The sequence below is a fragment of the Nocardia sp. NPDC059229 genome, assembly GCF_042754165.1.
Taxonomy (GTDB): domain Bacteria; phylum Actinomycetota; class Actinomycetes; order Mycobacteriales; family Mycobacteriaceae; genus Nocardia.
Genome location: NZ_JBHZAK010000001.1, coordinates 1,141,035 through 1,165,453, shown reverse-complemented (window position 1 = coordinate 1,165,453; position 24,419 = coordinate 1,141,035). Strand labels below are relative to the sequence as shown.

Below are 24,419 nucleotides of genomic sequence, written 5' to 3'. Positions count from 1 at the left end.
GGCACCCGACACCCCCGGCCCGTCAGGGCTCGAGGTCGACCACGCCTTTGCCGCTCGAGATGTCGAACGGCACCGATACCTGATCGTGCGCGATCAGCCAGGTGCCGTCGATCTTCCGCAGGCCGTAGGTGACCCGGACCCACATGCCGCTCGTCGCGGCCCCGTTCTTCAGCGTGCCGCTGAGACGAGCGAATGCGTGCCCGAATGCCACATCATCACCGATGGTGAACGTCAGATCGCGAACCTCATAGGTCACGGTCTCGAAGAACAGGAAGACTTTCGCCCAGTTCTCGAGTTTCGCCGCCAGCCCGACATGCTGGAGCGGCGGCTCGACATCGAAGGACACGACGTCGGGCGTGTACACCTGTTTCAAGGCGTCGAGGTCCTTGGCTCGCAGTCCTTCGACCACCTTGTCGATGTTCCGGCGAATCTCGACTTCATCGGCCTCGATGCGGTCGGCACGTGGCTGAAAGTCGTTGGGTGTGGTCATGATCGGCTCCTCAGGAATTGACGAGAGTGGTTTCGCCGGCCGCTCGCAGCGGCGCGAGCGCACCACTCCAGGCGATGAGCTGATCCAGCGTCTTGGTCAGGGCGGCGGCATGATGGTCGCGGGGTGTGAAGGTGGTGTGGTCCTCGAAATCGGTGAGCACCGAGATCGCGACCTGATAGCCGACATCGGCCATGCCCAGCGTGCTGCAGACCACCCGCAGCTGCACCACGGCGCGGGCACCGCCGGCCGTGCCGTAGGAGACGAATCCGACTGCCTTGTCGGTCCACTCCCAGAGCAGATGGTCGAGGGCGTTCTTCAGCACGCCGGGGGCGCCGCTGTTGTACTCCGGGGTGACAATCACGAAGCCGTCGAATCGGGCGATCCGTTCGGCCCAGGCGCGGGTGTGTGCATGCATCGACGGGCCGAACATCGGCGGCACAGGCTCGTCGAGATGCGGGAGCGGGTGGTCGCGCAGGTCGATCAGTTCGAACTCGGCGTCGCCGCGCTGCGCTGCCGAGTCCAGAACCCACTGGGCGACCTGCGGGCCTTTGCGGTTGGGCCGGGTACTGCCGAGGATGATGCCGATTCTGATCATTTCCGGAACTCCTGCTCTGCTGAGAACGTCATGACCCTCCGACGACACAGCTGTCCGGAATGTCAGGCCGCCTCACAAATCGGGTCGCTGATTCGTCGATATCGGTGGGGTACGCACAGACCGAAGGAGCCGCACATGACCGACCCGCACCTGCCCGGGGTGATCGATGAACGCCGTCAGCTGATCAATCTCGCCTACCGGCTGCTCGGCTCCCTGTCCGAGGCCGAGGACGTGGTACAGGAGACCTACGCTCGCTGGTACGCGCTGTCCGAGCGGCAGCGGCGGGAGGTGGCGGCGCCCGGCGCGTGGTTGACGACGGTCGCCGGCCGGATCTGCCTCGATCTGCTCGGCTCGGCGCGCGCCAGGCGGGAACGCTATGTGGGCGAATGGATTCCGGAGCCGGTCCCCGACCGATCCGAATGGCTCGACGGTCCCGCCCCCGTCGATCCCGCCGACCGGGTCACCCTCGACGAGTCGATCAGCATGGCCTTTCTCGTCGTGCTGGATTCCATGACACCGGCGGAGCGGGTGTCGTTCATCCTGCACGACGTCTTCCGCTATTCCTTCGCCGAGGTCGCCGGCATCGTCGGGCGCACCCCCGCAGCCTGCCGCCAGCTCGCCTCCAGCGCCCGCCGCCGCATCGATACCTCGCGGAGCCCGTCGGGCGCCGTGCGCACCGAGGTGGTCCGGGATTTCAAACGGGCTTGGGAGACAAAGGATATCGAGGCCCTGATCGGCCTGCTCGATCCGCAGGTGATCGCCACGGCGGACGGCGGCGGCCTGGCGCTATCCTTCCACGACCCGATCAACGGCGGTGAGCAGGTGGCCTACGCCTGGATGGAAATAGCCACCCGCGGCCCCGCGGTAACCCTGCTGGAGCGGACGGTGAACGGCCAGCCCGGCCTGGTTGCGCAGCTCGACGGCACCATCGTCTCGGTCTACGCGTTCGATATCGCAGACGGCCGGATCACCCGCATCTGGGTGATCCGGAACCCGGAGAAACTGCGGCCCTGGACGGCCGGTTGAACTGAACAGCGCATCCGCACGCTGTTCCGGCCGATTCGGTTATCGGCCCGCGAAGCGCACTTCGGCGCGGGCGTGGGCCTTGGCGGCCTCGACCTCGCGGTCCTTGGGCGGGGCGGTGGTGGTCAGGCCGTTCAGCAGGCGGGTGGTCGCCGCGGCGATCTCTTCCACCGCCAGGTCGAAGGCGTCCTGGTTGGCCTGGGACGGTTTGGTGCTTCCGCTGATCTTGCGGACGTACTGCAGGGCGGCCGCGTGCACCTCGTCCGGGGTGGCGGGCGGCTCGAAGTTGTGCAGGGTGTGAATGTTGCGGCACATGGCCGCCACGGTACGCCCGGGCACCGACGCGGCCCGGGCACGCTCGGGCGCGGACCCGTGGGCGAGAGCCCTCAGGCCGACTCGTGGTCGAGCAGCCAGCGCTTGATCGGCAGGCCGTAGCGGAAACCGCCGAGGCTGCCGTCGGTGCGGATAACCCGGTGGCATGGCACGAAGAGCGCGGCGGCATTGCGGGCGCAGGCATTGGCCGCCGCGCGGGTGGCGGCGGGCCGCCCGGAGATGGCCGCGAAGTCGGTGTAGGTGACGGGAGCTCCGGCCGGCACCTTGCGCAGGATCTCCCAGGCGTGGGTGAGGAACGGTCCGGAGACCTGGCGCACGGCGATGCCGTCGATGGCCGTGAGGTCACCGGCGTGGTACTCGGTGATGGCCCTCGTGACCGCGCCGAGGGCGTCGCGTCCGCGCAGCGCGGCGGGTCGGATGCCGGGGTGGATCAGCGCCCGCAATTCCTCCGGGTCGGCGGTCCAGCCGGAGGCGAGGACCACCCCGTCGGCGTCCACGATGGCGGTGAACGGACCGGCGGGTGTCGCGACGGTGGCGTAATCGGCTGTGCCGACAGGGGTTTCGGAGCTCACGACGGGGTCCTCCGGTTGGCCTCGGCGGGGTGGGCGAGGGCGTGTTTCCACAGGTGCATGGTGAGGTAGGAGCGCCACGGCGACCAGCGGGCGGTATCGGCGAGGTCGATGCCGAGCAGTCCCGCGCCGCGGCGCACGACCAGGTCGGAGTGTAGGAGCACATCCGGATCGGCGAGCAGCCGCATGGTGACGTAGTCCGCGGTCCAGGGCCCGACCCCGTCCAGGGCCAGTAGGTCGCGGCGCAGTTCACCGGCGGTACGGCCGGAGTGCAGCACCAGGTCGCCGGTGGCCAGCGCCTTGGCCGCGCCGACGATGGCCTCGATGCGCCGGCTCGGCCCGGTCAGTACCTCGGAGCCGCGTTCGGCGATGGCCTCGGCGGTGGGGAACAGGTGCGGGATCGGCCCGGCGATGGTCTCGCCCAGGCCCTGTACCAGCCGCGCGGTGTGGGTATTGGCCGCGGCCACCGAGATCTGCTGCCCGATCATGGTGCGCAGCAACAGCTCCGGGCCGTCCAGGCAGCCGGGGACCCGGATGCCGGCGGGCAGCACGGCGCCCGAAAGACCCGGGCGCGGTGGGCTTCCCGCCATGCCGGCGGCCATGGCCTCGTCGATCCCGATGGGATCGGCGTCCAAATCCAGGAGGTGCCGGATGCGGGCGACGGTCGGCGCGAGGTCGCGCATGTCCTGCAGCGACAGTGAGGCCCGTACGTGGCCGGGCTGGATGGACAGCCGAATGGTGGTGTGGCCGTGCGGTGTTCGCAGGCTGCGGCTGTAGACGCCGTTCTCCCACAGCTCCACGCCCGGGACGGTATGGGCGGACAGGAACCATTCCAGCCACGACTTGTCCAAGGGTTCGCGATAGGGGAGGCGCAGGGTGAGCAGCCCGTTGGTGGCCGGCAGCGTGTCGCCGTTGCGGCGCCGGGATTCCTCGCGCAGCGTGGTCGGGCTGACCGCGAACACCTCGCGCACGGTGTCGTTGAACTGCCGGATGCTGGCGAATCCGGCCGCGAACGCGATGTCCGACATGGGCAGCCGGGTGGTCTGGATCAGCAGCCGGGCGGTGTGCGCGCGGTGGGCGCGCGCCAGCGCCAGTGGGCCGGCGCCGAGCTCGCTGGTGAGTACCCGGGTGAGCTGGCGCTGGGAGTAGCCGAGGGCATCGGCGAGGGCGGGTACGCCGCCGCGTTCGATGACCCCGTCGCCGATCAGGCGCATGGCGCGGGAGGCCAGGTCCGCACGGGTGTTCCAGAGGGGCGAGCCGGGCGCGGCGTCGGGCAGGCACCGGCGGCAGGCACGGAAGCCGTGCTGCTGTGCGGCGGCCGCGGTGGGCAGGAAGGTGACGTTGGTGCGTTTGGGGGTGATGGCCGGACAGGAAGGGCGGCAATAGATTCCGGTGGTGCGCACCGCGGTCACGAACTGCCCGTCGAACCGGGCGTCCCGGGTTGCCACGGCGCGGTAGCAACGCTCGAAATCCAAGTCGTTCGCACTCACGCATACCACCATGTCAGTCCCGGCCGACCTCTGCTAGCGGGTATCGGACATGGATGTTGGCGGAAAACCGCCACTCGTGTCAACAGCAGCGATTTGCGGGGTTCTTGGCGGCGGCCGCATGGCGATCGCGCCAATACTGGCGCTCGCTGGGAATCTCGCATCCCGGATGCTGCAGCCGCAGGTGATCGACGTAGCGGGCGTAGTCGTTGCCGCCGAGGATCGAGTTGAACCACCAGGCAACGGCTTTCACAGCCCGGACGAGGGCGAGCCCCGCCCGCCGCAGCGGACCTGCGGCGAGCGGGGCTTCGGGGGTACTCATCGGCGCGTCAATGACTGGCGACCGTGGCCGCGCCGGGCGCGCGGATCTTGCCCTCGGCGATCAGGGTGTCCCATTCCTGCTGGACCTCCTTCTCCGCCTTGGTGGCGAGGAAACCGCTGGGGCCGAAGATCGTCGACGGCACCTCCGGCGATTCGGTGGTCTCACTGCCGCCCTTGCGGATGGCGCGCAGGCAGACCCACACGCCGACCAGCGCCACGATCAGCACCATCACCGCGAACACGATGGAGAGCGTGCCCTGGACGAAGGTGTTGCGGATGATCTTGTCCATATCGTGGATCTGCTGATTCAGCGCGGCGACGTCCTTGACGCCCTTCGGCAGCTGCCCCGAATCGCGTGCGGCGATATAGGCGTTCTGCTTGTCGATGGTGTTGTTGTGCAGCGTCCAGTAGCCGATCTTCGGGTCACCCGAGAAGATCTTCTGGAACGAGGCCGTCATGGTGACGATCAGGTCCCAGACCAGCGGAAGCGCCGGAATCCAGGCCCATTTCACGAGCCCCTTCTTGACCACGATCACCAGCACCACCGTCAGCGCGATCGCGGCCAGCAGCTGGTTGGAGATGCCGAACAGCGGGTACAGGGTGTTGATGCCGCCCAGCGGGTCGGTGACACCCATCAGCAGCACCGAACCCCAGGCGGCCACGACCACGCCGGAGCAGATGAACACGCCCGGCCACCACGACGGATCACGGAATTTCTTGGCCACGCCGCCCAGGTTGCCCAGCGAGTCCGAGAGCATGAACCGCGCGACGCGGGTGCCCGCGTCGATGGTGGTGAGGATGAACAGCGCCTCGAACATGATGGCGAAGTGGTACCAGAACGCCTTGAGCGAGGTCCCGCCGATGAACTTGTGCATCACCTCGGTCATGCCGATGGCGAGGGTGGGTGCGCCACCGGTGCGCGAGTAGACCCGGGACTCACCGACGCTCTGCGCCATGTCGTTCAGGTACTTCGCGTCGATCGGGCTGCCGCCCACACCGAGCTTGTTCACACTGTCGGCCGCGGCCTGCGCGGAGGTGAGGCCGGGGCTGTTGATGGCGAAGTACAGGTGCTGATCCAGGATCGACGCCGCGATGATCGCCATGACCGCCACGAACGACTCCATCAGCATGCCGCCGTAGCCGATCATGCGCGCCTGCGACTGCTTCTCCAGCAGCTTCGGCGTGGTGCCCGAGGACACCAGCGAGTGGAAGCCGGACAGCGCACCACAGGCGATGGTGATGAACAGGAACGGGAACAGGCTGCCCGCGAAGGACGGACCGTTGCTGTTGGACGCGAACTGGGAGACCGCGGGGGCCTGCAGCACCGGCATGGTGACCAGCACGCCGATGGCGAGCAGGCCGATGGTGCCGATCTTCATGAAGGTGGACAGGTAGTCGCGCGGAGCCAGCAGCAGCCACACCGGCAGCACCGAGGCGATGAAGCCGTAGATGATCAGCATCCAGGCGATGGTGGTGCCGGACAGCGTGAACAGGTCGCGGCCCCAACCGGATTGGGACACCGGATTGCCGAGCAGAATCGCCGCCAGCAGCAGCACGAAGCCGAACAGCGACACCTCGCCGACCTTGCCGGGCCGGAAGAAGCGCAGGTACAGGCCCATGAACAGGGCGATCGGGATGGTCATCGAAATGGAGAACACACCCCACGGGCTGCCGCCCTCGAGCGCGCCGGTGGTCGGATTCTTGGTCGCGGCAAGGGCATTCACCACGACGATGCCCAGCACCGCGAGCAGGATCATCATGATCACCAGCACCGCGATGATGGCCGCGACACCGCCGACCACGCCGAGCTCGTCGCGCGCCATCTGACCCAGCGACCGGCCGCGGCGCTTCACCGAGGCCCACAGCACCAGGTAGTCCTGCACCGCACCGGCCAGCACCACGCCGACGATGATCCAGATGGTGCCGGGCAGATAGCCCATCTGTGCGGCCAGCACCGGGCCGACCAGCGGGCCGGCGCCCGCGATGGCGGCGAAGTGGTGGCCGAACAGGACCCGGCGGTCCATCGGCATGTAGTCCTTGCCGTTCTCCATCTCCTCGGCGGGAGTGGCGACGTCATCGCGCGGCTTGGTGATCCGGTATTCGATGAGCCGGGCGTAGAACTGGTATGCGAGTACGTAAGTGCAGAGGGCGGCGATGACGATCCACACCGCGTTCACGTTCTCGCCGCGCATGAAAGCGAGGATGGCCCAGGCGATTGCGCCGATCACGGCGATGACGAGGAAGATGCCCTTCTTCGCGGGCGTCATGGGCGTCCGGTCCACGACACCTACCGGAGGTAGGTCGGGATCCGTCCGGAGGTATTCGATGGTCGCCATGCGACAACTCTCCCTGCGGTACTGCGGCTTCTAACTGAAATGGTCACAACGTAGCCCAACCGACATGCCAGTGAACCGGCTTCGACCAGCTGTTCACCTGGTGTCGTAGCGCCAGGTAAGGGTGGCCAGGCGGACGCTGCGGCCGGCGCGCGGGGGTGGTGCGAGCCGGTCGGATTCCCGCGATTTCGCGTGTTTGCCGCGTGTCGCAGGTTGCTCCCCGTATGCTGCCATGCTGGTTCGAGATCTGCGTCACTGTGGTCCTTTAGTTCGTTTAGTTCACGGAGATATATCTTTGGCGAGCGAATGGGCGGCCCGGCCCGGCGGAATGGATCGGCGTAGCCTGCTGCGCTCGGCCGCGCTGGCTGCGCTGCTGGCCGCGGGCGGCTGCGCGGGCGGGGGCGACGACGCGGTCACCTTCTTCTTCCAGGCGCGGCCCGAGGAGGCCCGGGCGCGGCTGCGCATCATCGACGAATTCCACCGGCGGCGACCGGATATCAGGATCCGCACCATCATGTCCGGGCCCGATCCCCTGCAGCAGATGCTCACCTACTGCGCGGGCGGCAAATGCCCGGATGTGCTGATGGCGTGGGAGCTGCTCTACGCCGGGCTCGCCGATCGGGGTGTGCTGGTGGATCTGCGCGAATTCCTGGACCGGGAGCCGGATTACGCCACCCGGCTGCGCGCCGACGGGTACGCGACACTGCGCGACACCTTCGTCTGGGACGGCGGGCAGTACGCGCTGCCGGAGCAGTGGTCGGGGGTGTTCCTCTACTACAACCGGAAGCTGTTCGCCGAGGCCGGGATTCGCCCGCCCGCCCGCTGGTCCGAGGTCTGGACCTTCGCGGAGTTCCTGGCGGCCGCGCGGGCGCTCACCCACCGCGACGCCGACGGGCGCACCGGGCAGTGGGGATTCGTGGACGCCTGGGTGCCCTACTTCTCGGCGGCCTGCTTCGGTATGAACAACGGCGTCGAATGGTTCAGTCCGCCGGTGCGGCCCACCAGCACCAATCTCGGTGATCCGCGGTTCGCGGCCGGGTTCCAGTTCTATGCCGACCTGGCCGTGCGGCACCGGGTCGCACCCAGTGTCGGTGACCGGCAATCGGTTTCGGCGCAGGATCTGTTCCGCAGCGGGCGGGCCGCCATGCTCATGGGCGGGCACTGGCTGTACTCGGAGTTCACCGGGCACGACGACCTCGACTTCGATGTCACGGTGCTGCCGGTCGGGCCGGACGGGGGTCCGGGCGCGATCACCGATATCGGCAGCACCGGACTGGCCATCGCGGCCAGCAGCCCGCGGCGCGAACAGGCCTGGGAATTCGTGAAATTCGCAACCGGGCCCGAGGGGCAGGCCATCATCGCGGAGTCGGGTCTGTTCGTACCGGTCCTGCGATCGGCCATGCAGTCACCGGGATTCGCCGCGGCCCACCCGGCGCTGCGCAATCTCGCGGTCTTCACCGAGGGGCCGGAGAATTCGCGTCCGCTGGCCGTGACGCCCGTGTGGGGCAAGGTGGAAGCGCTGCTCGAGCGTGGCTGCAATCGAGTGCTGCGGGGCGCGGCGACAGCGGACTCGCTGGGCGGGCAGACCAGCGCCGATATCGATCAGCTACTGCGGGCGGCGGTATGAGGGGTGGGCCGGTGCTGGAGCGGCGGCGGGCGCGCGCCGGAAGGCTGTTCGTGGCACCGAATCTGGCCGCCATCCTGGTGTTCATGCTGTTCCCGCTGGGGTTTTCGCTGTATCTGAGCTTTCACTCCTGGGATCTGTTCAGCCCGCCGCGGTTCGTGGGTGTGGCGAACTATCGGCGGCTGTTCTCCGAGGACCCGCTGTTCTATATCGCCCTGCGGAATACGGCCGTCTTCACGATCCTGACGCTGGTACCGACGGTGGCGGTCAGTCTCGCCGTCGCGGGACTCCTGAATCGGAAACTGCGCGGTGTCGGGGTGTTCCGGACCGTGGCGTTCCTGCCGCTGGTGGCGTCGACCGTCGCCATGGCGGTGGTGTTCCGCTTCATCTTCGCCAGCGATGACGGGCTCGCCAATATTCTGCTGGGCTGGATCGGCCTCGGCCCGGTGCCGTGGCTGACCGATCCGCAGTGGGCAATGGTCTCGCTGAGCCTGGTGACGGTGTGGAAATCGGTGCCCTTCGCCACCGTCATCCTGCTCGCGGCCATGCAGGGCGTCCCCGAAAACCTGTACGAGGCAGCGAAAATCGACGGCGCGAGCGCCTGGCGCCGTTTCCGCTCGATCACCATCCCGCTGATCCGCGGCGCCCTCTCCTTCGTCCTGGTCATCACCGTCATCAACTCGGTCCAGGCCTTCGACCAGGCCTATGCCCTGACCGGCAGCAACGGCGGCCCCGAGACCGGCACCTACGTCCTGGGAATCATGCTGTTCCAGAACGCCTTCCGCTTCTACGAGGTCGGCTACGCCTGCGCCCTGGCCTGGGTGATCTTCGCAATCCTGCTGGCCTTCACCCTGATCCAGCAATGGCTGGCCCGACGATCCGAGGCCGAGCTTTGAGCCGCGGCGGAGTGGTGCGGCGCTTGGTCGCCGGAGGGCTGAGCTACCTGGCGCTGATCGTGGTGGCGTGGTGCGCCCTGACCCCGATCTTGTGGTCCGTCTCGGCCTCCCTGAAGTCCGACGGTGAGCTGACCGACACGGCGCCGCTGCCGACGCACCCCCAATGGTCCAACTACCGGGAGGCTTTCGACGCCATCCCGCTCGGCCGCATGCTGCTCAACACCGTCGTCTACGCCGCCTGCGTGACCGCCGGCCAGGTCTTCTTCTGCTCTCTGGCCGGATACGCCTTCGCCCGCCTGCGTTTCGCCGGCCGCGAGGTGCTGTTCGTGGGCTACCTGGCCACCCTCATGGTCCCGCTCACCGTCACCGTCATCCCGCAGTTCCTGCTCATGCGGGCCTTCGGCTGGATGGACACCCCCTGGTCGATGATCGTTCCCGGTCTCTTCGGGAGCGCCTTCGGCACGTACCTGATGCGCCAGTTCTTCCGTACCCTCCCCATCGAATTGGAGGAGGCGGCCATTCTCGACGGCTGCACCCCGTGGCAGACCTATTGGCGAGTCCTGTTGCCGCACACCAAGCCGGCGGTCATGGTGCTGGCGGTCCTCACCTGGATCACCGTCTGGAACGACTTCCTCTGGCCCCTGATCATGATTCAACGCAACGACTACGCGACCGCCACCCTGGGTCTCGTCCGGCTCCAGGGGCAGTACTCGACCAACTGGCCGCTGCTCATGGCCGCGGCCACGGTCATCCTGCTGCCACTGCTGCTGCTCTATGCGCTCGCTCAGCGCGCCTTCGTCCGCGGCATCGCCCTCTCCGGCCTGGGCGGCCGCTGATAGGCAGGACCGGTACCTGGTCGAGCATGCGCTGGGCACATGCCCGACCTACCGGCTATCCGACCCGTGCCGCTTCGCGGCTGAGGATCCGTTCGCGTTGTTCTTCGAACCGGATGACGTTGCGACCGAGTTTCTCGAGGTACTGGTCGAGGTGCTCGCGACTGCGTTCGCCGCGCGCGGTGAAATCGGTGCGCGTGAAGACGTTCCAGATGCGCAGGACCGGCAACAGGACCTCGTCCAAGTGCTGGCGCAGATCGTAGATTCCGTGCTTGACCATCAGGACGCCGTTGCGACGCCAGTTCGGCATTCCGGTGCCCGGCATGGCGAAGGTATTCACGATCTTGGTCACCGACTCCATCGTCTGGTCGGGCGCGACGTCGAAGGCGGCCCCGGTGATGTTGCGATAGAACATCATGTGCAGGTTCTCGTCGGCCGCAATGCGTTGCAGCATCCGGTCGGCGATCGGGTCGTCGCAGACCCGTCCGGTGCTGCGATGACTGACCCGGGTGGCCAACTCCTGGAAGGTCACGTACGCGACCTGATCGAGGACGCCGCCGAAGCCATCCGGCGCGTGGACGCCGCGGGTCAGGTGCACCATCCGGTCGTTCTCCAGCGCGACGGGGTCGACAGCGCGGGTGCACACCAGGTAGTCCCGCATGGCGATCGCGTGGCGGTTCTCCTCGGCGGTCCAGCGGCCGACCCAGGTGCCCCACGCGCCGTCCCGGGAGAAGTTCTCGGCGATCACCCGGTGGTAGGAGGGCAGGTTGTCCTCGGTCAGCAGGTTCGTGATCATCGCGACCCTGGCGACCTGGGAGAGCCGTGACTGCTCGGGCTCCCAATCCTCGCCACCCATGGCCGCGAAGTTGCGGCCCTCGCTCCAGGGCACATAGTCGTGCGGACACCAGTCCTTCGCCGTGGACAGATGCCGGTCGATATTGGCCGCGACAACCGGCTCCAATTCCGTCAGTAACTCGATTTGCGTCAAGTCCCTAGCCATACAGCGCCTTTCGGATTCGGTGGAAAAAACCACGGAACATACCGCTGTTCATGCATCACTGACTGCGCGGCATCGCCGCGTCTATACCCTAGACGGACACGATGGGATTGGGGCGTATCCGGCCCACCAGTCGAACCGCCGAGATGAATTTGCCGCATTTGTGACGACCATCACGATCGTGGTGTTCGCGCTGGTGAGAGTCGGTGGGGAAGGGTCCGTTCGGGGACCTCGCAGTTTGCGAATGGTGTGCATGGGTATCGGTCTGTTTCGTGCGAGATACGACGGAACCGAACAGGGCCGGCTTTCCGCTGCGGAGGTCGGTCGCCGCGAGTGCCATGGGCAATGCCACCGAGTGGTTCGACTACGGCGTGTACGCCGCCACAGCCGGCTACCTCACGTCCGCCTTCTTCCCGGGCTCGCTGGGCACCCTCGGCACCATGCTCGGCTTCGCGATCTCGTTCGTGCTGCGCCCGCTGGGCGGCATGGTGTGGGGTCCGCTGGGCGACCGCATCGGCCGCAAGGCCGTGCTGGCGACCACGATCCTGATCATGTCGGTGGCCACCGGGGCCATCGGCATCCTGCCGACCCATGCCACGGCCGGCGTGCTCGCGCCGATCCTGCTGATCCTGCTGCGGGTGGTGCAGGGCTTCTCCACCGGCGGCGAATACGGCGGCGCAGCAACCTATCTCGCGGAATGCGCGGAGGACCGCAGGCGCGGATTCCTGGGTAGTTTCCTCGAATTCGGCACGCTCGCAGGCTTTGTCGGCGGTTCGGCGGTGGTGCTGGCCTGCCAGCTGGCGCTCGGTTCGGACGCCATGTACGCCGGCGGCTGGCGCATCCCGTTCCTGCTGGCCGTCCCGCTGGGCCTGACCGGCTGGTATCTGCGCAGCAAGCTGGACGAGTCCCCGGTCTTCACCGAGCTGTCCGAGCAGGACGACCGGGCCACCCCGCCGGGCGGGCTGCGCCAGGTGCTCACCACCTACCGGCGCGAACTGCTCACCCTGATCGGGCTGGTGGTGGCGCTCAACGTGGTGAACTACACGCTGCTCACGTATCAGCCCACCTACCTGCAGCACACCATCGGCCTGGGCGAATCCACCACCACCGCCATGATGCTCATCGGCCAGCTGGTGATGATGGTGTCGCTGCCGTTCTTCGGCCGCCTCTCCGACCGGGTCGGCCGACGCCCGCTGTGGCTGGTCTCCCTGGTGGGGCTCACCGTCCTCGCGGTGCCCATGTACTGGCTGATGGGCCGCGGGACCGTCTGGGCCGTCATCGGATTCGTGGTGCTGGGCCTGCTGTACCTGCCGCAGCTGTCCACCATCAGCTCGACCTTCCCGGCCATCTTCCCCACCCACGTGCGCTATGCGGGATTCGCGTTGGGCTACAACGTATCCACGGCCGTCTTCGGCGGGACCGCCCCGCTGGTCAACGAGGCGGTCATCGAGCGCACCGGCTGGTCCCTTTTCCCCGCGGGCTACCTGGTCGCCGCCTCCCTGATCGGCCTGGCCGCCTGCGCTTTCCTGCGCGAAACCGCCGGAACCTCATTGCACGGCACCGAGATCCCCGCCGCCGAGCTCACACCCGTCGCGAGCACGAGCCGCGAACTGCCCTCCCTCAGTGCGGAAGGTTGACGGCACGCCGGTGTGGGTAAGGCGCGGCGGCTACGGATCAGCTACCGGGCGCTGAATAATGCTGTGGATGAGCGCGATCCGGTGGAATCGTCGGTCGGTATTGGCTTCGATGGCCGTGCTGTCGGTTGGGGCTGGGCTCGGCGGGCGAACCGCGATCGCGCGGGCGGCGGCGACCACGCGGTACACGATGACCGCGTTCACCAATAGCAGCGATACCGACCTATATGTCTATGAATCCGAGGACGCGGCGAACTTCACGTTGCTGCGGGCCGGCGCCTACCGCCCGGCGGCCGGGCTGGTGCGGGATCCCAGTTTGCTCCGGCATTCCGACGAGGCCTACTACATCGCGTACACCACTGCCGGAGACGGTCACACCATCGGATTCGCCCGTAGCACCGACCGGCTCACCTGGACTCACCTGTCGGATTATCCGGTCCCGGTGCCGGGAGCCGAAGCTGCCTGGGCGCCAACATGGTTCGACCTCATTCCCGGATATGTCGGGGTGCTCGTCTCCATCTCACAGGGGCATGGCTTCCGGCCTTATCTGATCGTCACGTCCGATCCGGCACGGCCGGCGTGGAGCCCACCGATTCCGCTCGCGGGGATCGGGCCGCAACGGCCGGGGCACCTCGGCTACATCGACACTGCCGTCGTGGCGCGCGACGGCAGCTGCTACGCCTTCACGAAGAACGAATCGAGCAAGTTCATCGAGCTTGCGGTCGCTACTACGCCGCTGGGGCCGTACCGGTTCATCGGCACCGGCGACTGAGCCGGTTGGGGTGCACCGCGGGAGGGTCACTGCGTGATCGAACTGCCCCACGGAGGGCACCGGATCTACTTCGACGCCTACGCCGAGAAGAGGTACTTCTACAGCGACAGCCACGACGGATTCCGTACCTGGACCGCACCCGTCGAGCTGCCAGGATTGTCCGGAACCGTCCGCCACGTCACGGTCCTGCCCGAACCTGCCGGCACCCAGTAGTGCCCACCAATGCTGATAATCTCGGATATCTGAGGTGGAGTTCCTGGATGTCTGGAGGCGTCTCAGTCCGGCTGTCGAACTCGAGTTTCTCTACTCGGCACGCTCATTGGCGGACAGGCTCTTGAAGCAACGTCTGCTCCGGGACATGTTCGGTTGGGTAGCCATGCCGGATCGCGTATACGAGCGTGCTGAAACCGTTCAACAGTTGATGACCGAGCAGGGAATCCATCGGTCGGCCGGACCGGTCGATCTGCTCATCGCCGCGACCGCCGAGCATCATCGGCTCACAATGCTGTGCGACGATCGCGACTTCAAGTCCATCGCGCGAATTACCGGCCAGCCAGTCGTTTTCGTCACCGAACCACTGTTCTAGCTCGCCGCACGACCTCATCGCGAAGCGATAGTTGCAGTCCCGTCCGCGATTACGGGGTGGCGGCCGCGTAGCGGTGGGCGAGGGTGCGGATGTGGGTGACGAGTTCGGGTGGGTCGGTGACGCGGAAATCCATCATCAGCATGCTGAGGTAGATGGCGATGGTTTCCAGGCGGTCGGCTCCGGTCAGCAGGAGGCAGGAGGTGTCGTCGAGGGGTTCGACGATGCCGACTGTGGGGTTGATGCGGGCTATGACGGTTTCGGCGGGGGCCAGGACGGTGACGCGGGCGTGGACTTGCCAACCGGTGGAGGCTATTTCGCGCAGGACGAAGGCGACGAGGTCGGAGTCGGGGAGGGGGCGTGTGGCGAAATGGCGTGTGCCGGGGAGGATTTCGGCGATCGACGCCACCGGGAGTGCCTGCCAGGAGTGGGAATCGAGACTGTAGGCGACCAGGTACCAGCGGCGTTGCCAGCTGATCAACCGGTAGGGCTCGAGTTCGGCGGCGTCGGCGCGCAGGGTGGTGGTGGCGCGGATGGCGGTGGCGAGGGTGGCGAGGGTCTCGGCGGAGACGGGGGTGTCGGGTTCCCGGGAGCCGGTGACGGCGGGGCCGATGTCGGTGACGGAACGCAGTGCGGTGACCTTGCGTTGCAGGCGTTTCGGGAGGATGCGGTCCATTTTCGCCTGGGCGCGTTCGAGATTGGCGTGGATGTCGGCGATGCCGGTGCTACCGTCGGCGGCCACATTCATGGCAACGGCCACGGCGACGGCCTCGTCGTCGTCGAGCAGCAGTGGGGGCATGGTGGCGCCCTGGCCGAGGCGGTAGCCGCCGACCGGGCCGCGGGCCGCGTGCACCGGGTAGCCGAGTTCGCGCAGGCGCGCGATGTCCTGGCGGAGGGTGCGGTCGGTGACGGAGAGTCGTTCGGCCAGTTCGCGGCCGGTGAGGGTGCGCTCCTGGAGCAGGGACAGCAGGCGCAGCAAACGGGTTGTGGTGGAGGTCACACAGCGCCCTTTCGTCCGGCCGGATGATTAGGAAGAGAACCAGCCTAATCGGGTCATACCTTTATCTCAACGGATCGAAACGACCTGAGAGGCAAGAACAATGAGCGCCAACCCGCAGACCGGCAACTCGCCCGCCACCGTCCTCGCCCCGGCCTGGCGCGAGGTCCTCGCCGCGTCGCACCGCGCGCTCGCCGAAGTCGTGGCCGGTGTGGGCGCGGATCAGTGGGACAACCCCACCCCGTGCTCGGAATGGACTGTGACGCAGGTGGTTCAGCACGCGGCCGGTGATCAGCTGGCCTACGCCAAGTTCCTCGGCATCGGTGACGGCCCGGCCTACAACCCGTTCGAGCCCTCCGGCCACCTCGACGGCGGCGCGGTCGCATTGGTCTCCGCCGCAATCGAACCCACCGCCACCGCCTGGGCCACCGTCACCGACGGTACCGAGACCGTGCCCACCCCGCTGCCACACGGCGAGCTCCCCACCCCGGTGGCCGCGGTCATGTGCGCGCTCGACGCCGCGGTGCACGCCTGGGATATCGCCATCGGCACCGGGCAGCCCTCGCCGCTCACCGACGAACTGGCCGGGCACCTGCTCACCGCCGCCCGCGGCCTCGTCGAGCCGCTGCGCGACTACGGCGTTTTCGCGCCCGTCGTCACCGGGCTGCCCGCGACCGGTACCCCGGTGGCCGACGAATTGCTGGCCTACCTCGGCCGCAACCCGCGGCCCTGACGGACCGGCCCCCGGACCTGCGGTGACGGAGCGGGCCGCCGGTCCGGGTAGACTCCCACTCTCGTGAGTCTCACCCTCGGAATCGTCGGCCTGCCCAACGTCGGAAAGTCGACGCTGTTCAACGCTCTGACGCGCAATGACGTGCTGGCCGCGAACTACCCGTTCGCCACCATCGAACCGAATGTCGGTGTCGTGCCGCTGCCGGACCCGAGGTTGAACACGCTGGCCGGTATCTTCGGCTCCGAGCGCCTGGTCCCCGCGGTGGTGTCGTTCGTCGACATCGCGGGCATCGTGAAGGGCGCCTCCGAGGGGGCGGGCCTGGGCAACAAGTTCCTCGCCAATATCCGTGAGGCCGATGCCATCTGCCAGGTCGTGCGCGTCTTCGCCGACGACGACGTGATCCACGTCGACGGCAAGGTGGATCCGCTGTCCGACATCGAGGTGATCGAGACCGAGCTCATCCTGGCCGACCTGCAGACCCTCGAGAAGGCCGTGGTCCGTCTCGACAAGGAAGCCAAGGTCAAGAAGGACCGCAAGCCGGTCGCCGACACCGCCAAGCAGGCGCAGGAGATCCTCAACAGCGGCAAGACCCTGTTCGCCGCGCGCGACCAGCTGGACACCGAGCTGCTGAAGGAACTCTCGCTGCTCACCATCAAGCCGTTCCTCTATGTCTTCAACGCCGACGAGTCGATCCTCACCGACGAGGACAAGAAGGCCGAGCTGAAGGCCGCCGTCGCCCCCGCCGACGCGGTGTTCCTGGACGCCAAGGTCGAGGCCGAACTGCTCGAGCTGGACGAGGAATCCGCCCTCGAACTGCTGGAGTCCATCGGCCAGACCGAGCCGGGCCTGCACGCCCTGGCCCGCGCCGGCTTCCACACCCTGGGCCTGCAGACCTACCTCACCGCCGGTCCCAAGGAAGCCCGCGCCTGGACCATCCACCAGGGCGACACCGCCCCCAAGGCCGCCGGCGTCATCCACACCGACTTCGAACGCGGCTTCATCAAGGCCGAGATCGTCGCCTTCACCGACCTCGTCGAGGCCGGCTCCATGGCCGCCGCCAAGTCCGCCGGCAAGGTCCGGATGGAAGGCAAGGACTACGTCATGGCCGACGGCGACGTCGTCGAATTCCGCTTCAACGTCTGAGCCTCTGCGAAGAAATAGGGCAGCGCGTGTATCGCTGCTGGTAGAGACTCTGCTGAGCCCTCATCCGGTGATCCGGGTGGGGGCTCAGTTGTTTCGCTGAAGGCTCAGGAATTTCGACAATCCGCCGACCACGACCACCGCGGCAGACAGTGCGAGGCTCAGTGCGCCAAGCGTGGCTATGGAACACCCCCACAGCGTGCATAGCTCATCGAATCGCTGCCCTGCCGATTCGGAGGTTCTCCGGCAAGGACCCGTCGAAGGTCGACCGCTCGGCCTGTTCGTGGAGGCCTTCGGCAGCGGGCTGATCGACCCGATCAAGATCTCCGAACGGTGCGTCGCCCGTTAGCGAGTGAAAAGGTGAATTGCTTTGTGCACTTCCAATACCAGTGTCAGGTTGCTCGAGGTGTCAGTTGGCGTGGAGGTCCAGCAGGTGGTCGACCACGCCGAGCAGGGCGTCGGCGATGCCCGGCCCACTCTGCAGATGCCGGATTTCGGATATCGTGTTGATGACGCTGAGGGTGGCGCGAACCTCCACTCCAGCGGTGACCTTATCCAGATTCGGCCAGGTCTGGCGAAGCAGGTGAGTCCATTCGTCGGCGTAATCGCGCTGGGTTTGGAGCGCGAACTCCCGGTATGGCTCGGTGAGATTGCGGACCTCGGTCAGGAGGATATTGACCAGGGCCGGGTGTGTGACGGCGAGATCGATGTACGAACCTGCCGCTCGATGCAGGGCCTGGGCTGGTGTCTGCGAACCCGCCAGCGCTTCGCCGATCCGCAACGCCAGATACCCCGCGCCGCGACCCAATGCGTCGGCCAGCAGCTCGGATTTACTGGAAAAGTGCTTGTAAATCGCAGGACCTGCCATGCCGAGCGATGCGGCGACCTCCTCGATGCCGACGCCGGCATACCGTCGTTCGGCGAACAACTGGATGGCGTGGCCTAGTAGCGCTTCACGCCGTGACAACGGCAGCAGTCCCGGTGTCGGCGCCGCGGTCGTGCCGTACCGGAACTCCGGGGACACGGGCGCGTCGAGTGCCCGGCAGCCCATCTCGGCCAGCACCGCGATATGGCGGCCGCGCGAGATGTCGAGATGGGTGAACGACGGGCTGAGCAGCAACCCGAAGACTGTCCAGGCGATCAATTCACGCCCGGGTTCGGTGAGCTCCGGCCGGGCGCGCCCGATCGCGTCCGCCACCGTTGCCGCCACGGCGCGCAGACGCTGGCTGATCTCGTCGGCGGATTCGGTCGGCAGATGACGCGCCTCGCGCAGCCAGATGGCGCCGAGATGGCTGTTGTCGACCGCGAGCGTGGCCACCGCGGCCATGGCCGCGGGGCGATCGGCGAAGTCGAGGGTGGCCATCTCGGCGGCGATCGGGTCCAGACCCGAATTGACGACCTCCCGGAGCAGATCCTGCTTGCTGGGAAAGTGGCGATACAGCGCGGACGGTCCCACGGCGACTTCCTCGGCCAGGTCGCTCATCGACACATGCTCGTAGCCATGAGTCCGGAACAGCCGGGTTGCGGCCTCGATGATGGAGGACCGTCGGCTTCCTGGCCGGGTTCTCCGGACGGGTCGGGAAGAGGTGGTCACTCGTCCGTCCCTTCTGCTCGGTCGAGCCGAGCCTGCCAGCTCTCCAATCGCGAGGCGGTGGACCCGGCGGAACTTGTTGTCGACGGTGACCATCGGGATGCCGCTGCGACTACTCGCGGTCGCCTGTCATCGAATATCTCTTTCTCTCAACTTATCTCGCCTACCGGAGTCCCCGTGACCTGGATCAGGCTCCGGGTCGGGATGCTCCGTTATGCCGACTCAGCCATGCCTCGGCATCTGCGAGGAACTGCGGATGTTCGATCAGTCGTGCCTGCGCGTTCGCCTCGATCACATCGACGACCTCGTCGATGCCGGCGCTCTCGGCCCGCGAGAGGGTCTGTTTGATGGACCGGATCGTGCGATTGGGCGCACCTGCGATCGAGGCGGCCAGTTCCAATGCCCGAGCGTGCGCATCGGGCACAACCTCGGATACCGCTCCCAGCCGCGCGGCTTCCTCTGCCTCGATGAACCGACCCGTGGTGAGCAGCTCCAGGGCGCGGTCGCGCCCGACGGCCCGCGGCAGCGTTGCCGACAACCCGTAGTCAGGGCCCAAGCCCATCCGGACGAAGGTCGCGCCGAAGCGGGCTCGCGGTCCACCGATGCGCACATCGCATGCCAGCGCCAGCCCCCACCCGGCGCCGACCGCCGGACCGTCGACCGCCGCGATCGTGACCTGCGGCAGATTCGCCAGCGCCCGCAACGGCTTTCCGACGTATTGCATGATTTCCAGCGGCGGCGCGGCGGCCACCCCGTCGGCCAGGGTCGACAGGTCCGCGCCGGCGCAGAAACCGCGCCCGGCCCCGGTCACTACTACCACGGTCACCTCGTCGGCAACTGACAGCTCGGTGAACGCCTCGATGAGGCCGTCGACCGCGGCACCGTCGAGAGCGTTGAGGGACGCCGGGCGGTCCAGCGTCACCAGCGCTACTCCGGGCGCAGGCCGGGTCACTTGCACAGCCGGTCGCACGTCATTGCCGGGTGCCGAACTCGTCGGAATGTTGCTCATGCGGCAACGGTAAGCGCCATCACATCAAGAGTCAAGGCTATTTGGTTATTGACGATTCACTTACCTTGATGTGCTGCCGCTCTAGCCTGACATCAATGGAATCTTCACCGGATTTCATGGTTATTGAAGATTCACATCAGCGCTGGGTCGGAGGGGCTCTTGCATGGATGGGCAACAACTGAGTCGGCCGCCGTTCGGGCGTGCAGTGATGGTCAAAGCGCTCAGCCAAGTTCGGAGAGTTGAGTGTGGTTGCGCCGCACCGGAATTGAGGATTCGCTCACAGTGCGGGTGAGTCGACGGGGGTGGCGCCGAATTTGGCGGTGCTCTGGGTCACGGTGTAGCGCCTTTGCCGTGGTCGTCGACCCGCGGGTGCGATCGGACATCGGGGCCACCCGATCGTGCAGCAGTCCTGATGGTCCGTCGATGAACTTTGTTGCATTGCAGACGATGTCACCGTGGCTCGCGAGTCGTCTCGATATCGTTGAGGTTCAGCGCGCGGTCGAGCCAATCGACCAGATCTGCGATGACCTCGGTGCGGTTGACCTCGTTGAACAGCTCGTGCCGCGCATCCGGGTACGCTCGCAACGTCACATCGTCGACGCCGGCGTCTCGCAAGCGCTGCACGAGGACCTGAACCAGTGCCAGATCGGCATTCACCGGATCCTTGGATCCGACCGCGATGTAGATCGGCAGATCGGATCGGATCGCCGCTACTTGCGTGGGATCGCTCAATCGGCGTGCGCATTCGAACATCGATTTGGTCGATGCTCGATCGATCGCGAAGCCGCATAGCGGATCCGCGAGGTAGGCGTCCACAGCGGCATGATCGCGTGAAAGCCAGTCGAAATCGGTCCGGGCGGGTTCGAAGAGGGTGTTGAACAGCGCCAGGTCGAGGTCCTGCTCGAGATCGAGGGCGGGTTCGAGCAGATCGAATGCCGCGGTCCCGGTGAGGGCGACGGCGTCGACACTGTCACTGTTGTCCAGCAGGAACTGCTGGGTCGCGACCGAGCCCATGCTGTGCGCGATCAATACCACGGGAAGCGAGCGATTTTCGGATCGGAGCTGGTCGACGAAGACGCGGATATCGGCGACGAGGGCAGGCCAGCCGCCGGGACCCAGATCCCCCTTCGTTCCGGAGCCGACCGTGGCACCGTGTCCGCGGTGGTCGTACCCATGGACGACAAACCCTCGCCGGTTCAGCGCGGCCGCCAACTCGGCATAGCGGAGTGCGTGCTCGCCCATCCCGTGCAGCAGCACGGCCGATGCAACCGCGCTGCCGTCCGGATCCCACCGGTAGGCGACAAGGTCGGTACCGTCGCTGCCACGAAATGTGTACTGGTCTTGTGACATTCATGTTCCTTCACCAGGGGTACCGCGTTCGCGGCAGGGGCTTCGGCAGTTGCCGGTGGGATGTGGCAGCTCGAGCAAACTCGGTGCTGCGTGTTCAGTCCGTCGCCATCTGTTCGCGCAATGTGCGTTTGAGGACCTTGCCCGACGGGTTGCGAGGTATCGCGTCGACGATGACCAGCTCGTGCGGCAGCTTGTAGCTCGCGATGCGATCGGCGCAGAATTCGCGCAAGGCGTCGAGGGTCAGCGTCGCGCCCGCTGTGAGTACTGCGATGGCGACGATGCTCTCACCGTATTCTGGATGCGGCCTGCCCAGGACCGCGCAGTCGAAGATGTCCGGGTGCGCGGCGACGGCGTTCTCGACTTCGATCGAATACACGTTGCGGCCGCCGGTGATGATCATGTCCTTGAGGCGGTCGACCAGCGTCATGTACCCGTCGGCGTCCAGGCGGGTCAGATCGCCGGTGTGCAGCCAGCCGTCGCGAATCGTCTCGGCGGTCGCCTCGGGCTTGTTCCAATAGCCCTTCATGACGGTCTCACCGCGCAATATGAGCTCGCCGACCTGACCGGGGGCGACGTCGTCGCCGCTCTCGTCCACGATTCGGCACTCCATCATGACCAGCGCCTGCCGGCCACTGGCATCGGGGCGGGCACGCACCTGATCCCGGTCGGCGAAGATGCCGCCGGGCCCGGCCTCGGTCTGACCGCACAGCTGCAGGAAGTTGACCTCCGGCCAGGTGGCGATGAGCTGTTCGACCGCATTGGCGGGCATGGGTGCGGCGCCGAACATGCCGGTGCGCCAGGCGGACAGGTCGCGGTCGGCGGCTCCCGGTGTGCGCAGCAGGAATTGGTACATGGTCGGCACACCGAAGAACATGGTGATGCGTTCGCGCTCCATGGTCTCCAGCACCGCGGCCGGATCGAATCCGTTGCGCACCAAGTGTGTTGCGCCGATCAGGGTGCCGGGTATGAGCATGATGCACAGTTCCGCGGCGTGATACAGCGGCGCGACGTGCAGGAAGCGGTCACCGTCGGTCATGCCGCAGGTGGCCTGCATGGCGGCGGCGACCCACAGTGCACGGTGGTGGTCGAACACCGCGCCCTTGGGTGAGCCGGTGGTGCCCGAGGTGTAGAGGATCTGCGCGTCGTCGGACTCCGCGACCGCGGCCTCGATCGGTGCGCCCTCGTAGGTCTCGGCCAGCGCGAAAAGATCGGGGAAGCCGTCGATTTCGTCCATGGCGAGCAGGCGCAGGGTGTCCGGGAGGCCGTTCTCGACGGCTTTGCGCACCACCCCCGTCGCGGCGGCGTCGAAGACCAGCATCGCCGCACCCGAATCCCGCACCAGGTAGTCGAGTTCCGGTGCGGCCAAGGCCGGATTGATCGGCACGAAGATCGCACCGAGCCGGTGCGCGGCATAGAACGCGATGACGAACCGGTCGGAGTTGGCCGCCATCAACGCGAACCGATCGCCCTTCGAAATGCCGTGTCGAGCAAGCACGCCGGCGACCCGGTCGACCTCGGCGTCGAGTTCCGTATATGTGTAACGGCGGTCACCGAACACCAGCGCTTCGCGATGGGGAACTCGCCTCGCTGTCGCGCGCAACGTCGAATCGATAGTCGCCATCAATCTCTCCGAGAGCGAATCGGCGCGAACAGCCGACACTGGTCTGCTCGTGAAATACCGTAATCGGCTCGTGCAGCCTGGCGTTCACAATGTGGTGGTCGAGTTGCGCTCAGCGGATTCGCCGAGGGCGTCCGGCGGCCAGGCAACCGGCGGGCGAGAAAATCGGTGTCGTTGGGTAGTGGTTCGGTGAGTTGTGGCACGTTCGGTGTCCTTCGGGTAAGTGGACGTCCTTCAGCCGCAGGCGGGGGACAGCGGTGTGCCGTCGAACCGCTGACCGAGGTCGTCGAGGGCCGCGGGCATCCAGGCAACGGCACCGCCGACGTGGGTCGGGATGTTGGTCCGGACGTAGGTGAGTTGTCCGCCCGCGCACCAGGATTCGGCGAGCCGATCGTCGTAGGCGATCGGCAGCAGGTCATCGCCGGTGGAGTGCCAGAAGTAGGTGGGAATGGGGGGAGCGGTTGTGTCGACTGCGATCTCGGCGGCGATCTCCCGTATCCGGGGGTTGTCGCCGATATTCGGCGCGGCCGTGTAGTCGTCGACATCGGCGAACATGTATTTCGTCACGAAGTCGAATCCGCAGGAATCGGTGGTCTCGGCGAGCATCCGGCGGCCGCGTTCATTGAGTAGTGCGGGAATGTCCACCTCGGGAGAGAACCGGTTGAATGCGGCGAGCAGCAGGATGCCGAGCCCCGCGTTCTGTGTACCGCTCACTTCGGCCACCGACGCGGACACATCGACCGGGACACCGCCGACCGCGATACCGGCCAGTGTCAGTTCTGGTGCGTAGGAGGACAATTGCTGGGCCGCCCAGATGGTGGCGAGCGATCCGCCCGAGTATCCCAGCATGGCGATCGGTGATGCCGACAGTTCCGCGGGCTCGAATGCCCGGGCCGCCCGCAACCCATCCAGCACACCGTGTGCGGCCTGCTTCTTGTCCAGGAACCGCTCATATGGTCCCTGGTAATCCGGGAACACGACGGCCCAGCCCCGCTGCAACGCGGCGATCGACGCCACCGCTTCGCCATTGCTGTTGTTCAGCCCGTCCGCCACACCTTGCTCGATGGATACCGAAGGGGCGCAGTGTGTTCCGAGACTGTCCTCGGCCAACTGATAGCTCACCATCGGCCGTGCACCGGGCCCGGCCCATGGGGTCGCCGGCTCCACGGTGGTGACGATTCCGGTCGTTGGCCGGTCATTCTCGTCCGAGGACCGGAACCGTATCTGCCACGCTCGAACCGGCAGCCGGAGACCGTACGGAGTGATCGGGCGGGCATCGATCACCGCTCCGTTTGCCGGGGGTTCGGCGGAGGCTGCAGTCGTCGGGCCGACGCATACGGCTGCCGCGAAGATCATGGCCATACAGGCGCTGCTGCGCTTCATCCAAGGTCCTTCTGTCCAACCGATCCATTCACGCGTCAGCCGATCGACGGCGACGCCAATAGTGGGAGGTTGGCCTGAAAATAAAATCTGATCGTGTAAACGGTGGAA

The 24,419-nt window shown here is 66.8% G+C and carries 24 protein-coding genes; 10 read left to right on the top strand and 14 right to left on the bottom strand.

Going from position 1 to position 24,419, the window contains the following annotated elements; all coding sequences use genetic code 11:
* Positions 1–22: 22 nt before the first annotated feature.
* Positions 23–490, bottom strand: coding sequence for a YybH family protein (locus ACFXHE_RS05435; RefSeq protein ID WP_379380014.1), 468 nt, complete (start codon positions 488–490; stop codon positions 23–25).
* Positions 491–500: 10 nt separating this feature from the next.
* Entirely contained in the window at positions 501–1,085 is a 585-nt protein-coding gene (locus ACFXHE_RS05430) for an NADPH-dependent FMN reductase (RefSeq protein ID WP_379380012.1), read from the bottom strand.
* Positions 1,086–1,220: 135 nt separating this feature from the next.
* Between ACFXHE_RS05430 and sigJ the strand changes: the two genes are divergently transcribed.
* A complete protein-coding gene (gene sigJ, locus ACFXHE_RS05425; RefSeq protein WP_379380010.1) occupies positions 1,221–2,111 on the top strand; it encodes an RNA polymerase sigma factor SigJ in 891 nt (296 codons plus the stop codon).
* A 39-nt stretch (positions 2,112–2,150) separates the two neighbouring features.
* Here sigJ and ACFXHE_RS05420 read toward each other — a convergent pair whose 3' ends face one another.
* The 5 genes from ACFXHE_RS05420 to ACFXHE_RS05400 all read right to left on the bottom strand — a co-directional run bounded on the left by ACFXHE_RS05420 (position 2,151) and on the right by ACFXHE_RS05400 (position 7,154).
* Positions 2,151–2,423 carry a DUF2277 domain-containing protein gene (locus ACFXHE_RS05420; protein ID WP_379380008.1) on the bottom strand — a complete coding sequence of 91 codons (273 nt, stop codon included), beginning with the start codon at positions 2,421–2,423 and terminating at the stop codon, positions 2,151–2,153.
* Between the two features lie 71 nt (positions 2,424–2,494).
* The gene (locus ACFXHE_RS05415) at positions 2,495–3,013 is read right to left on the bottom strand and encodes a methylated-DNA--[protein]-cysteine S-methyltransferase (protein WP_379380006.1); all 519 of its coding nucleotides are present in this window, start codon (positions 3,011–3,013) and stop codon (positions 2,495–2,497) included.
* Positions 3,010–4,512: an Ada metal-binding domain-containing protein gene (locus tag ACFXHE_RS05410; RefSeq protein ID WP_379380004.1), complete on the bottom strand. Its 1,503-nt coding sequence runs from the start codon at positions 4,510–4,512 to the stop codon at positions 3,010–3,012. Before ACFXHE_RS05410 ends, ACFXHE_RS05415 begins: the two co-directional genes overlap by 4 nt.
* Before the next feature lie 67 nt (positions 4,513–4,579).
* Positions 4,580–4,819, bottom strand: coding sequence for a YbdD/YjiX family protein (locus ACFXHE_RS05405; RefSeq protein WP_379380002.1), 240 nt, complete (start codon positions 4,817–4,819; stop codon positions 4,580–4,582).
* 7 nt (positions 4,820–4,826) lie between these two features.
* Positions 4,827–7,154 (bottom strand): carbon starvation CstA family protein, encoded by a 2,328-nt coding sequence (locus tag ACFXHE_RS05400; RefSeq protein ID WP_379380000.1) that lies wholly within the window; start codon positions 7,152–7,154, stop codon positions 4,827–4,829.
* 325 nt (positions 7,155–7,479) lie between these two features.
* Here ACFXHE_RS05400 and ACFXHE_RS05395 point away from each other — a divergent pair, with 325 nt between their 5' ends.
* The 3 genes from ACFXHE_RS05395 to ACFXHE_RS05385 are packed head-to-tail and all read left to right on the top strand — an operon-like array spanning position 7,480 to position 10,507.
* Positions 7,480–8,778, top strand: a complete 1,299-nt coding sequence (locus ACFXHE_RS05395) for an ABC transporter substrate-binding protein (RefSeq protein WP_379380425.1) — start codon at positions 7,480–7,482, stop codon at positions 8,776–8,778.
* Positions 8,775–9,671 (top strand): carbohydrate ABC transporter permease, encoded by an 897-nt coding sequence (locus ACFXHE_RS05390; protein WP_379379998.1) that lies wholly within the window; start codon positions 8,775–8,777, stop codon positions 9,669–9,671. Before ACFXHE_RS05395 ends, ACFXHE_RS05390 begins: the two co-directional genes overlap by 4 nt.
* Positions 9,638–10,507, top strand: coding sequence for a carbohydrate ABC transporter permease (locus ACFXHE_RS05385; protein WP_379379996.1), 870 nt, complete (start codon positions 9,638–9,640; stop codon positions 10,505–10,507). The genes ACFXHE_RS05390 and ACFXHE_RS05385 overlap by 34 nt, the downstream gene beginning before the upstream one ends.
* Positions 10,508–10,562: 55 nt before the next feature.
* On the opposite strand, the gene ACFXHE_RS05380 is transcribed toward ACFXHE_RS05385, so the two are convergent.
* A complete protein-coding gene (locus tag ACFXHE_RS05380) occupies positions 10,563–11,504 on the bottom strand; it encodes an acyl-ACP desaturase (protein ID WP_379379994.1) in 942 nt (313 codons plus the stop codon).
* 335 nt (positions 11,505–11,839) lie between these two features.
* Here ACFXHE_RS05380 and ACFXHE_RS05375 point away from each other — a divergent pair, with 335 nt between their 5' ends.
* From ACFXHE_RS05375 to ACFXHE_RS05360, 4 genes are all read left to right on the top strand, one after another.
* Positions 11,840–13,138 carry an MFS transporter gene (locus ACFXHE_RS05375; protein ID WP_379380423.1) on the top strand — a complete coding sequence of 433 codons (1,299 nt, stop codon included), beginning with the start codon at positions 11,840–11,842 and terminating at the stop codon, positions 13,136–13,138.
* Positions 13,139–13,205: 67 nt separating this feature from the next.
* On the top strand, positions 13,206–13,907 hold the full coding sequence (locus ACFXHE_RS05370; protein ID WP_379379992.1) for a family 43 glycosylhydrolase: 702 nt from the start codon (positions 13,206–13,208) through the stop codon (positions 13,905–13,907).
* Positions 13,908–13,940: 33 nt separating this feature from the next.
* Positions 13,941–14,120 (top strand): hypothetical protein, encoded by a 180-nt coding sequence (locus ACFXHE_RS05365; RefSeq protein ID WP_379379990.1) that lies wholly within the window; start codon positions 13,941–13,943, stop codon positions 14,118–14,120.
* A gap of 34 nt (positions 14,121–14,154) precedes the next feature.
* The gene (locus ACFXHE_RS05360; RefSeq protein ID WP_379379988.1) at positions 14,155–14,493 is read left to right on the top strand and encodes a PIN domain-containing protein; all 339 of its coding nucleotides are present in this window, start codon (positions 14,155–14,157) and stop codon (positions 14,491–14,493) included.
* 49 nt (positions 14,494–14,542) lie between these two features.
* Here ACFXHE_RS05360 and ACFXHE_RS05355 read toward each other — a convergent pair whose 3' ends face one another.
* Positions 14,543–15,490, bottom strand: coding sequence for a helix-turn-helix transcriptional regulator (locus ACFXHE_RS05355; RefSeq protein WP_379379986.1), 948 nt, complete (start codon positions 15,488–15,490; stop codon positions 14,543–14,545).
* A 100-nt stretch (positions 15,491–15,590) separates the two neighbouring features.
* On the opposite strand from ACFXHE_RS05355, the gene ACFXHE_RS05350 reads away from it, so the two are divergent.
* On the top strand, positions 15,591–16,220 hold the full coding sequence (locus ACFXHE_RS05350) for a TIGR03086 family metal-binding protein (RefSeq protein ID WP_379379984.1): 630 nt from the start codon (positions 15,591–15,593) through the stop codon (positions 16,218–16,220).
* A gap of 63 nt (positions 16,221–16,283) precedes the next feature.
* Positions 16,284–17,363 carry a redox-regulated ATPase YchF gene (gene ychF / locus ACFXHE_RS05345; RefSeq protein ID WP_354833494.1) on the top strand — a complete coding sequence of 360 codons (1,080 nt, stop codon included), beginning with the start codon at positions 16,284–16,286 and terminating at the stop codon, positions 17,361–17,363.
* Positions 17,364–17,769: 406 nt separating this feature from the next.
* On the opposite strand, the gene ACFXHE_RS05340 is transcribed toward ychF, so the two are convergent.
* The 5 genes from ACFXHE_RS05340 to ACFXHE_RS05320 form a co-directional block, all read right to left on the bottom strand.
* Positions 17,770–19,047: a TetR/AcrR family transcriptional regulator gene (locus ACFXHE_RS05340; protein WP_379379982.1), complete on the bottom strand. Its 1,278-nt coding sequence runs from the start codon at positions 19,045–19,047 to the stop codon at positions 17,770–17,772.
* Positions 19,048–19,138: 91 nt separating this feature from the next.
* A complete protein-coding gene (locus ACFXHE_RS05335) occupies positions 19,139–19,960 on the bottom strand; it encodes an enoyl-CoA hydratase/isomerase family protein (RefSeq protein WP_379379980.1) in 822 nt (273 codons plus the stop codon).
* A 450-nt stretch (positions 19,961–20,410) separates the two neighbouring features.
* Positions 20,411–21,310 carry an alpha/beta fold hydrolase gene (locus ACFXHE_RS05330; RefSeq protein WP_379379978.1) on the bottom strand — a complete coding sequence of 300 codons (900 nt, stop codon included), beginning with the start codon at positions 21,308–21,310 and terminating at the stop codon, positions 20,411–20,413.
* Positions 21,311–21,404: 94 nt separating this feature from the next.
* A complete protein-coding gene (locus ACFXHE_RS05325; RefSeq protein WP_379379976.1) occupies positions 21,405–22,931 on the bottom strand; it encodes a class I adenylate-forming enzyme family protein in 1,527 nt (508 codons plus the stop codon).
* 231 nt (positions 22,932–23,162) lie between these two features.
* Positions 23,163–24,053 carry a lipase family protein gene (locus ACFXHE_RS05320; RefSeq protein ID WP_379379974.1) on the bottom strand — a complete coding sequence of 297 codons (891 nt, stop codon included), beginning with the start codon at positions 24,051–24,053 and terminating at the stop codon, positions 23,163–23,165.
* Between the last annotated feature and the right edge of the window lie 366 nt (positions 24,054–24,419).

Bases quoted from the DNA above. Each gene is read 5' to 3' on its own strand.
- ACFXHE_RS05435 (WP_379380014.1), bottom strand. From the start codon at position 490: ATGACCACACCCAACGACTTTCAGCCACGTGCCGACCGCATCGAGGCC.
- ACFXHE_RS05430 (WP_379380012.1), bottom strand. From the start codon at position 1,085: ATGATCAGAATCGGCATCATCCTCGGCAGTACCCGGCCCAACCGCAAA.
- sigJ (WP_379380010.1), top strand. From the start codon at position 1,221: ATGACCGACCCGCACCTGCCCGGGGTGATCGATGAACGCCGTCAGCTG.
- ACFXHE_RS05420 (WP_379380008.1), bottom strand. From the start codon at position 2,423: ATGTGCCGCAACATTCACACCCTGCACAACTTCGAGCCGCCCGCCACC.
- ACFXHE_RS05410 (WP_379380004.1), bottom strand. From the start codon at position 4,512: ATGGTGGTATGCGTGAGTGCGAACGACTTGGATTTCGAGCGTTGCTAC.
- ACFXHE_RS05405 (WP_379380002.1), bottom strand. From the start codon at position 4,819: ATGAGTACCCCCGAAGCCCCGCTCGCCGCAGGTCCGCTGCGGCGGGCG.
- ACFXHE_RS05400 (WP_379380000.1), bottom strand. From the start codon at position 7,154: ATGGCGACCATCGAATACCTCCGGACGGATCCCGACCTACCTCCGGTA.
- ACFXHE_RS05395 (WP_379380425.1), top strand. From the start codon at position 7,480: ATGGATCGGCGTAGCCTGCTGCGCTCGGCCGCGCTGGCTGCGCTGCTG.
- ACFXHE_RS05390 (WP_379379998.1), top strand. From the start codon at position 8,775: ATGAGGGGTGGGCCGGTGCTGGAGCGGCGGCGGGCGCGCGCCGGAAGG.
- ACFXHE_RS05385 (WP_379379996.1), top strand. From the start codon at position 9,638: ATGGCTGGCCCGACGATCCGAGGCCGAGCTTTGAGCCGCGGCGGAGTG.
- ACFXHE_RS05380 (WP_379379994.1), bottom strand. From the start codon at position 11,504: ATGGCTAGGGACTTGACGCAAATCGAGTTACTGACGGAATTGGAGCCG.
- ACFXHE_RS05375 (WP_379380423.1), top strand. From the start codon at position 11,840: ATGGGCAATGCCACCGAGTGGTTCGACTACGGCGTGTACGCCGCCACA.
- ACFXHE_RS05370 (WP_379379992.1), top strand. From the start codon at position 13,206: ATGAGCGCGATCCGGTGGAATCGTCGGTCGGTATTGGCTTCGATGGCC.
- ACFXHE_RS05350 (WP_379379984.1), top strand. From the start codon at position 15,591: ATGAGCGCCAACCCGCAGACCGGCAACTCGCCCGCCACCGTCCTCGCC.
- ACFXHE_RS05340 (WP_379379982.1), bottom strand. From the start codon at position 19,047: ATGGTCACCGTCGACAACAAGTTCCGCCGGGTCCACCGCCTCGCGATT.
- ACFXHE_RS05335 (WP_379379980.1), bottom strand. From the start codon at position 19,960: ATGAGCAACATTCCGACGAGTTCGGCACCCGGCAATGACGTGCGACCG.
- ACFXHE_RS05330 (WP_379379978.1), bottom strand. From the start codon at position 21,310: ATGTCACAAGACCAGTACACATTTCGTGGCAGCGACGGTACCGACCTT.
- ACFXHE_RS05325 (WP_379379976.1), bottom strand. From the start codon at position 22,931: ATGGCGACTATCGATTCGACGTTGCGCGCGACAGCGAGGCGAGTTCCC.
- ACFXHE_RS05320 (WP_379379974.1), bottom strand. From the start codon at position 24,053: ATGGTGAGCTATCAGTTGGCCGAGGACAGTCTCGGAACACACTGCGCC.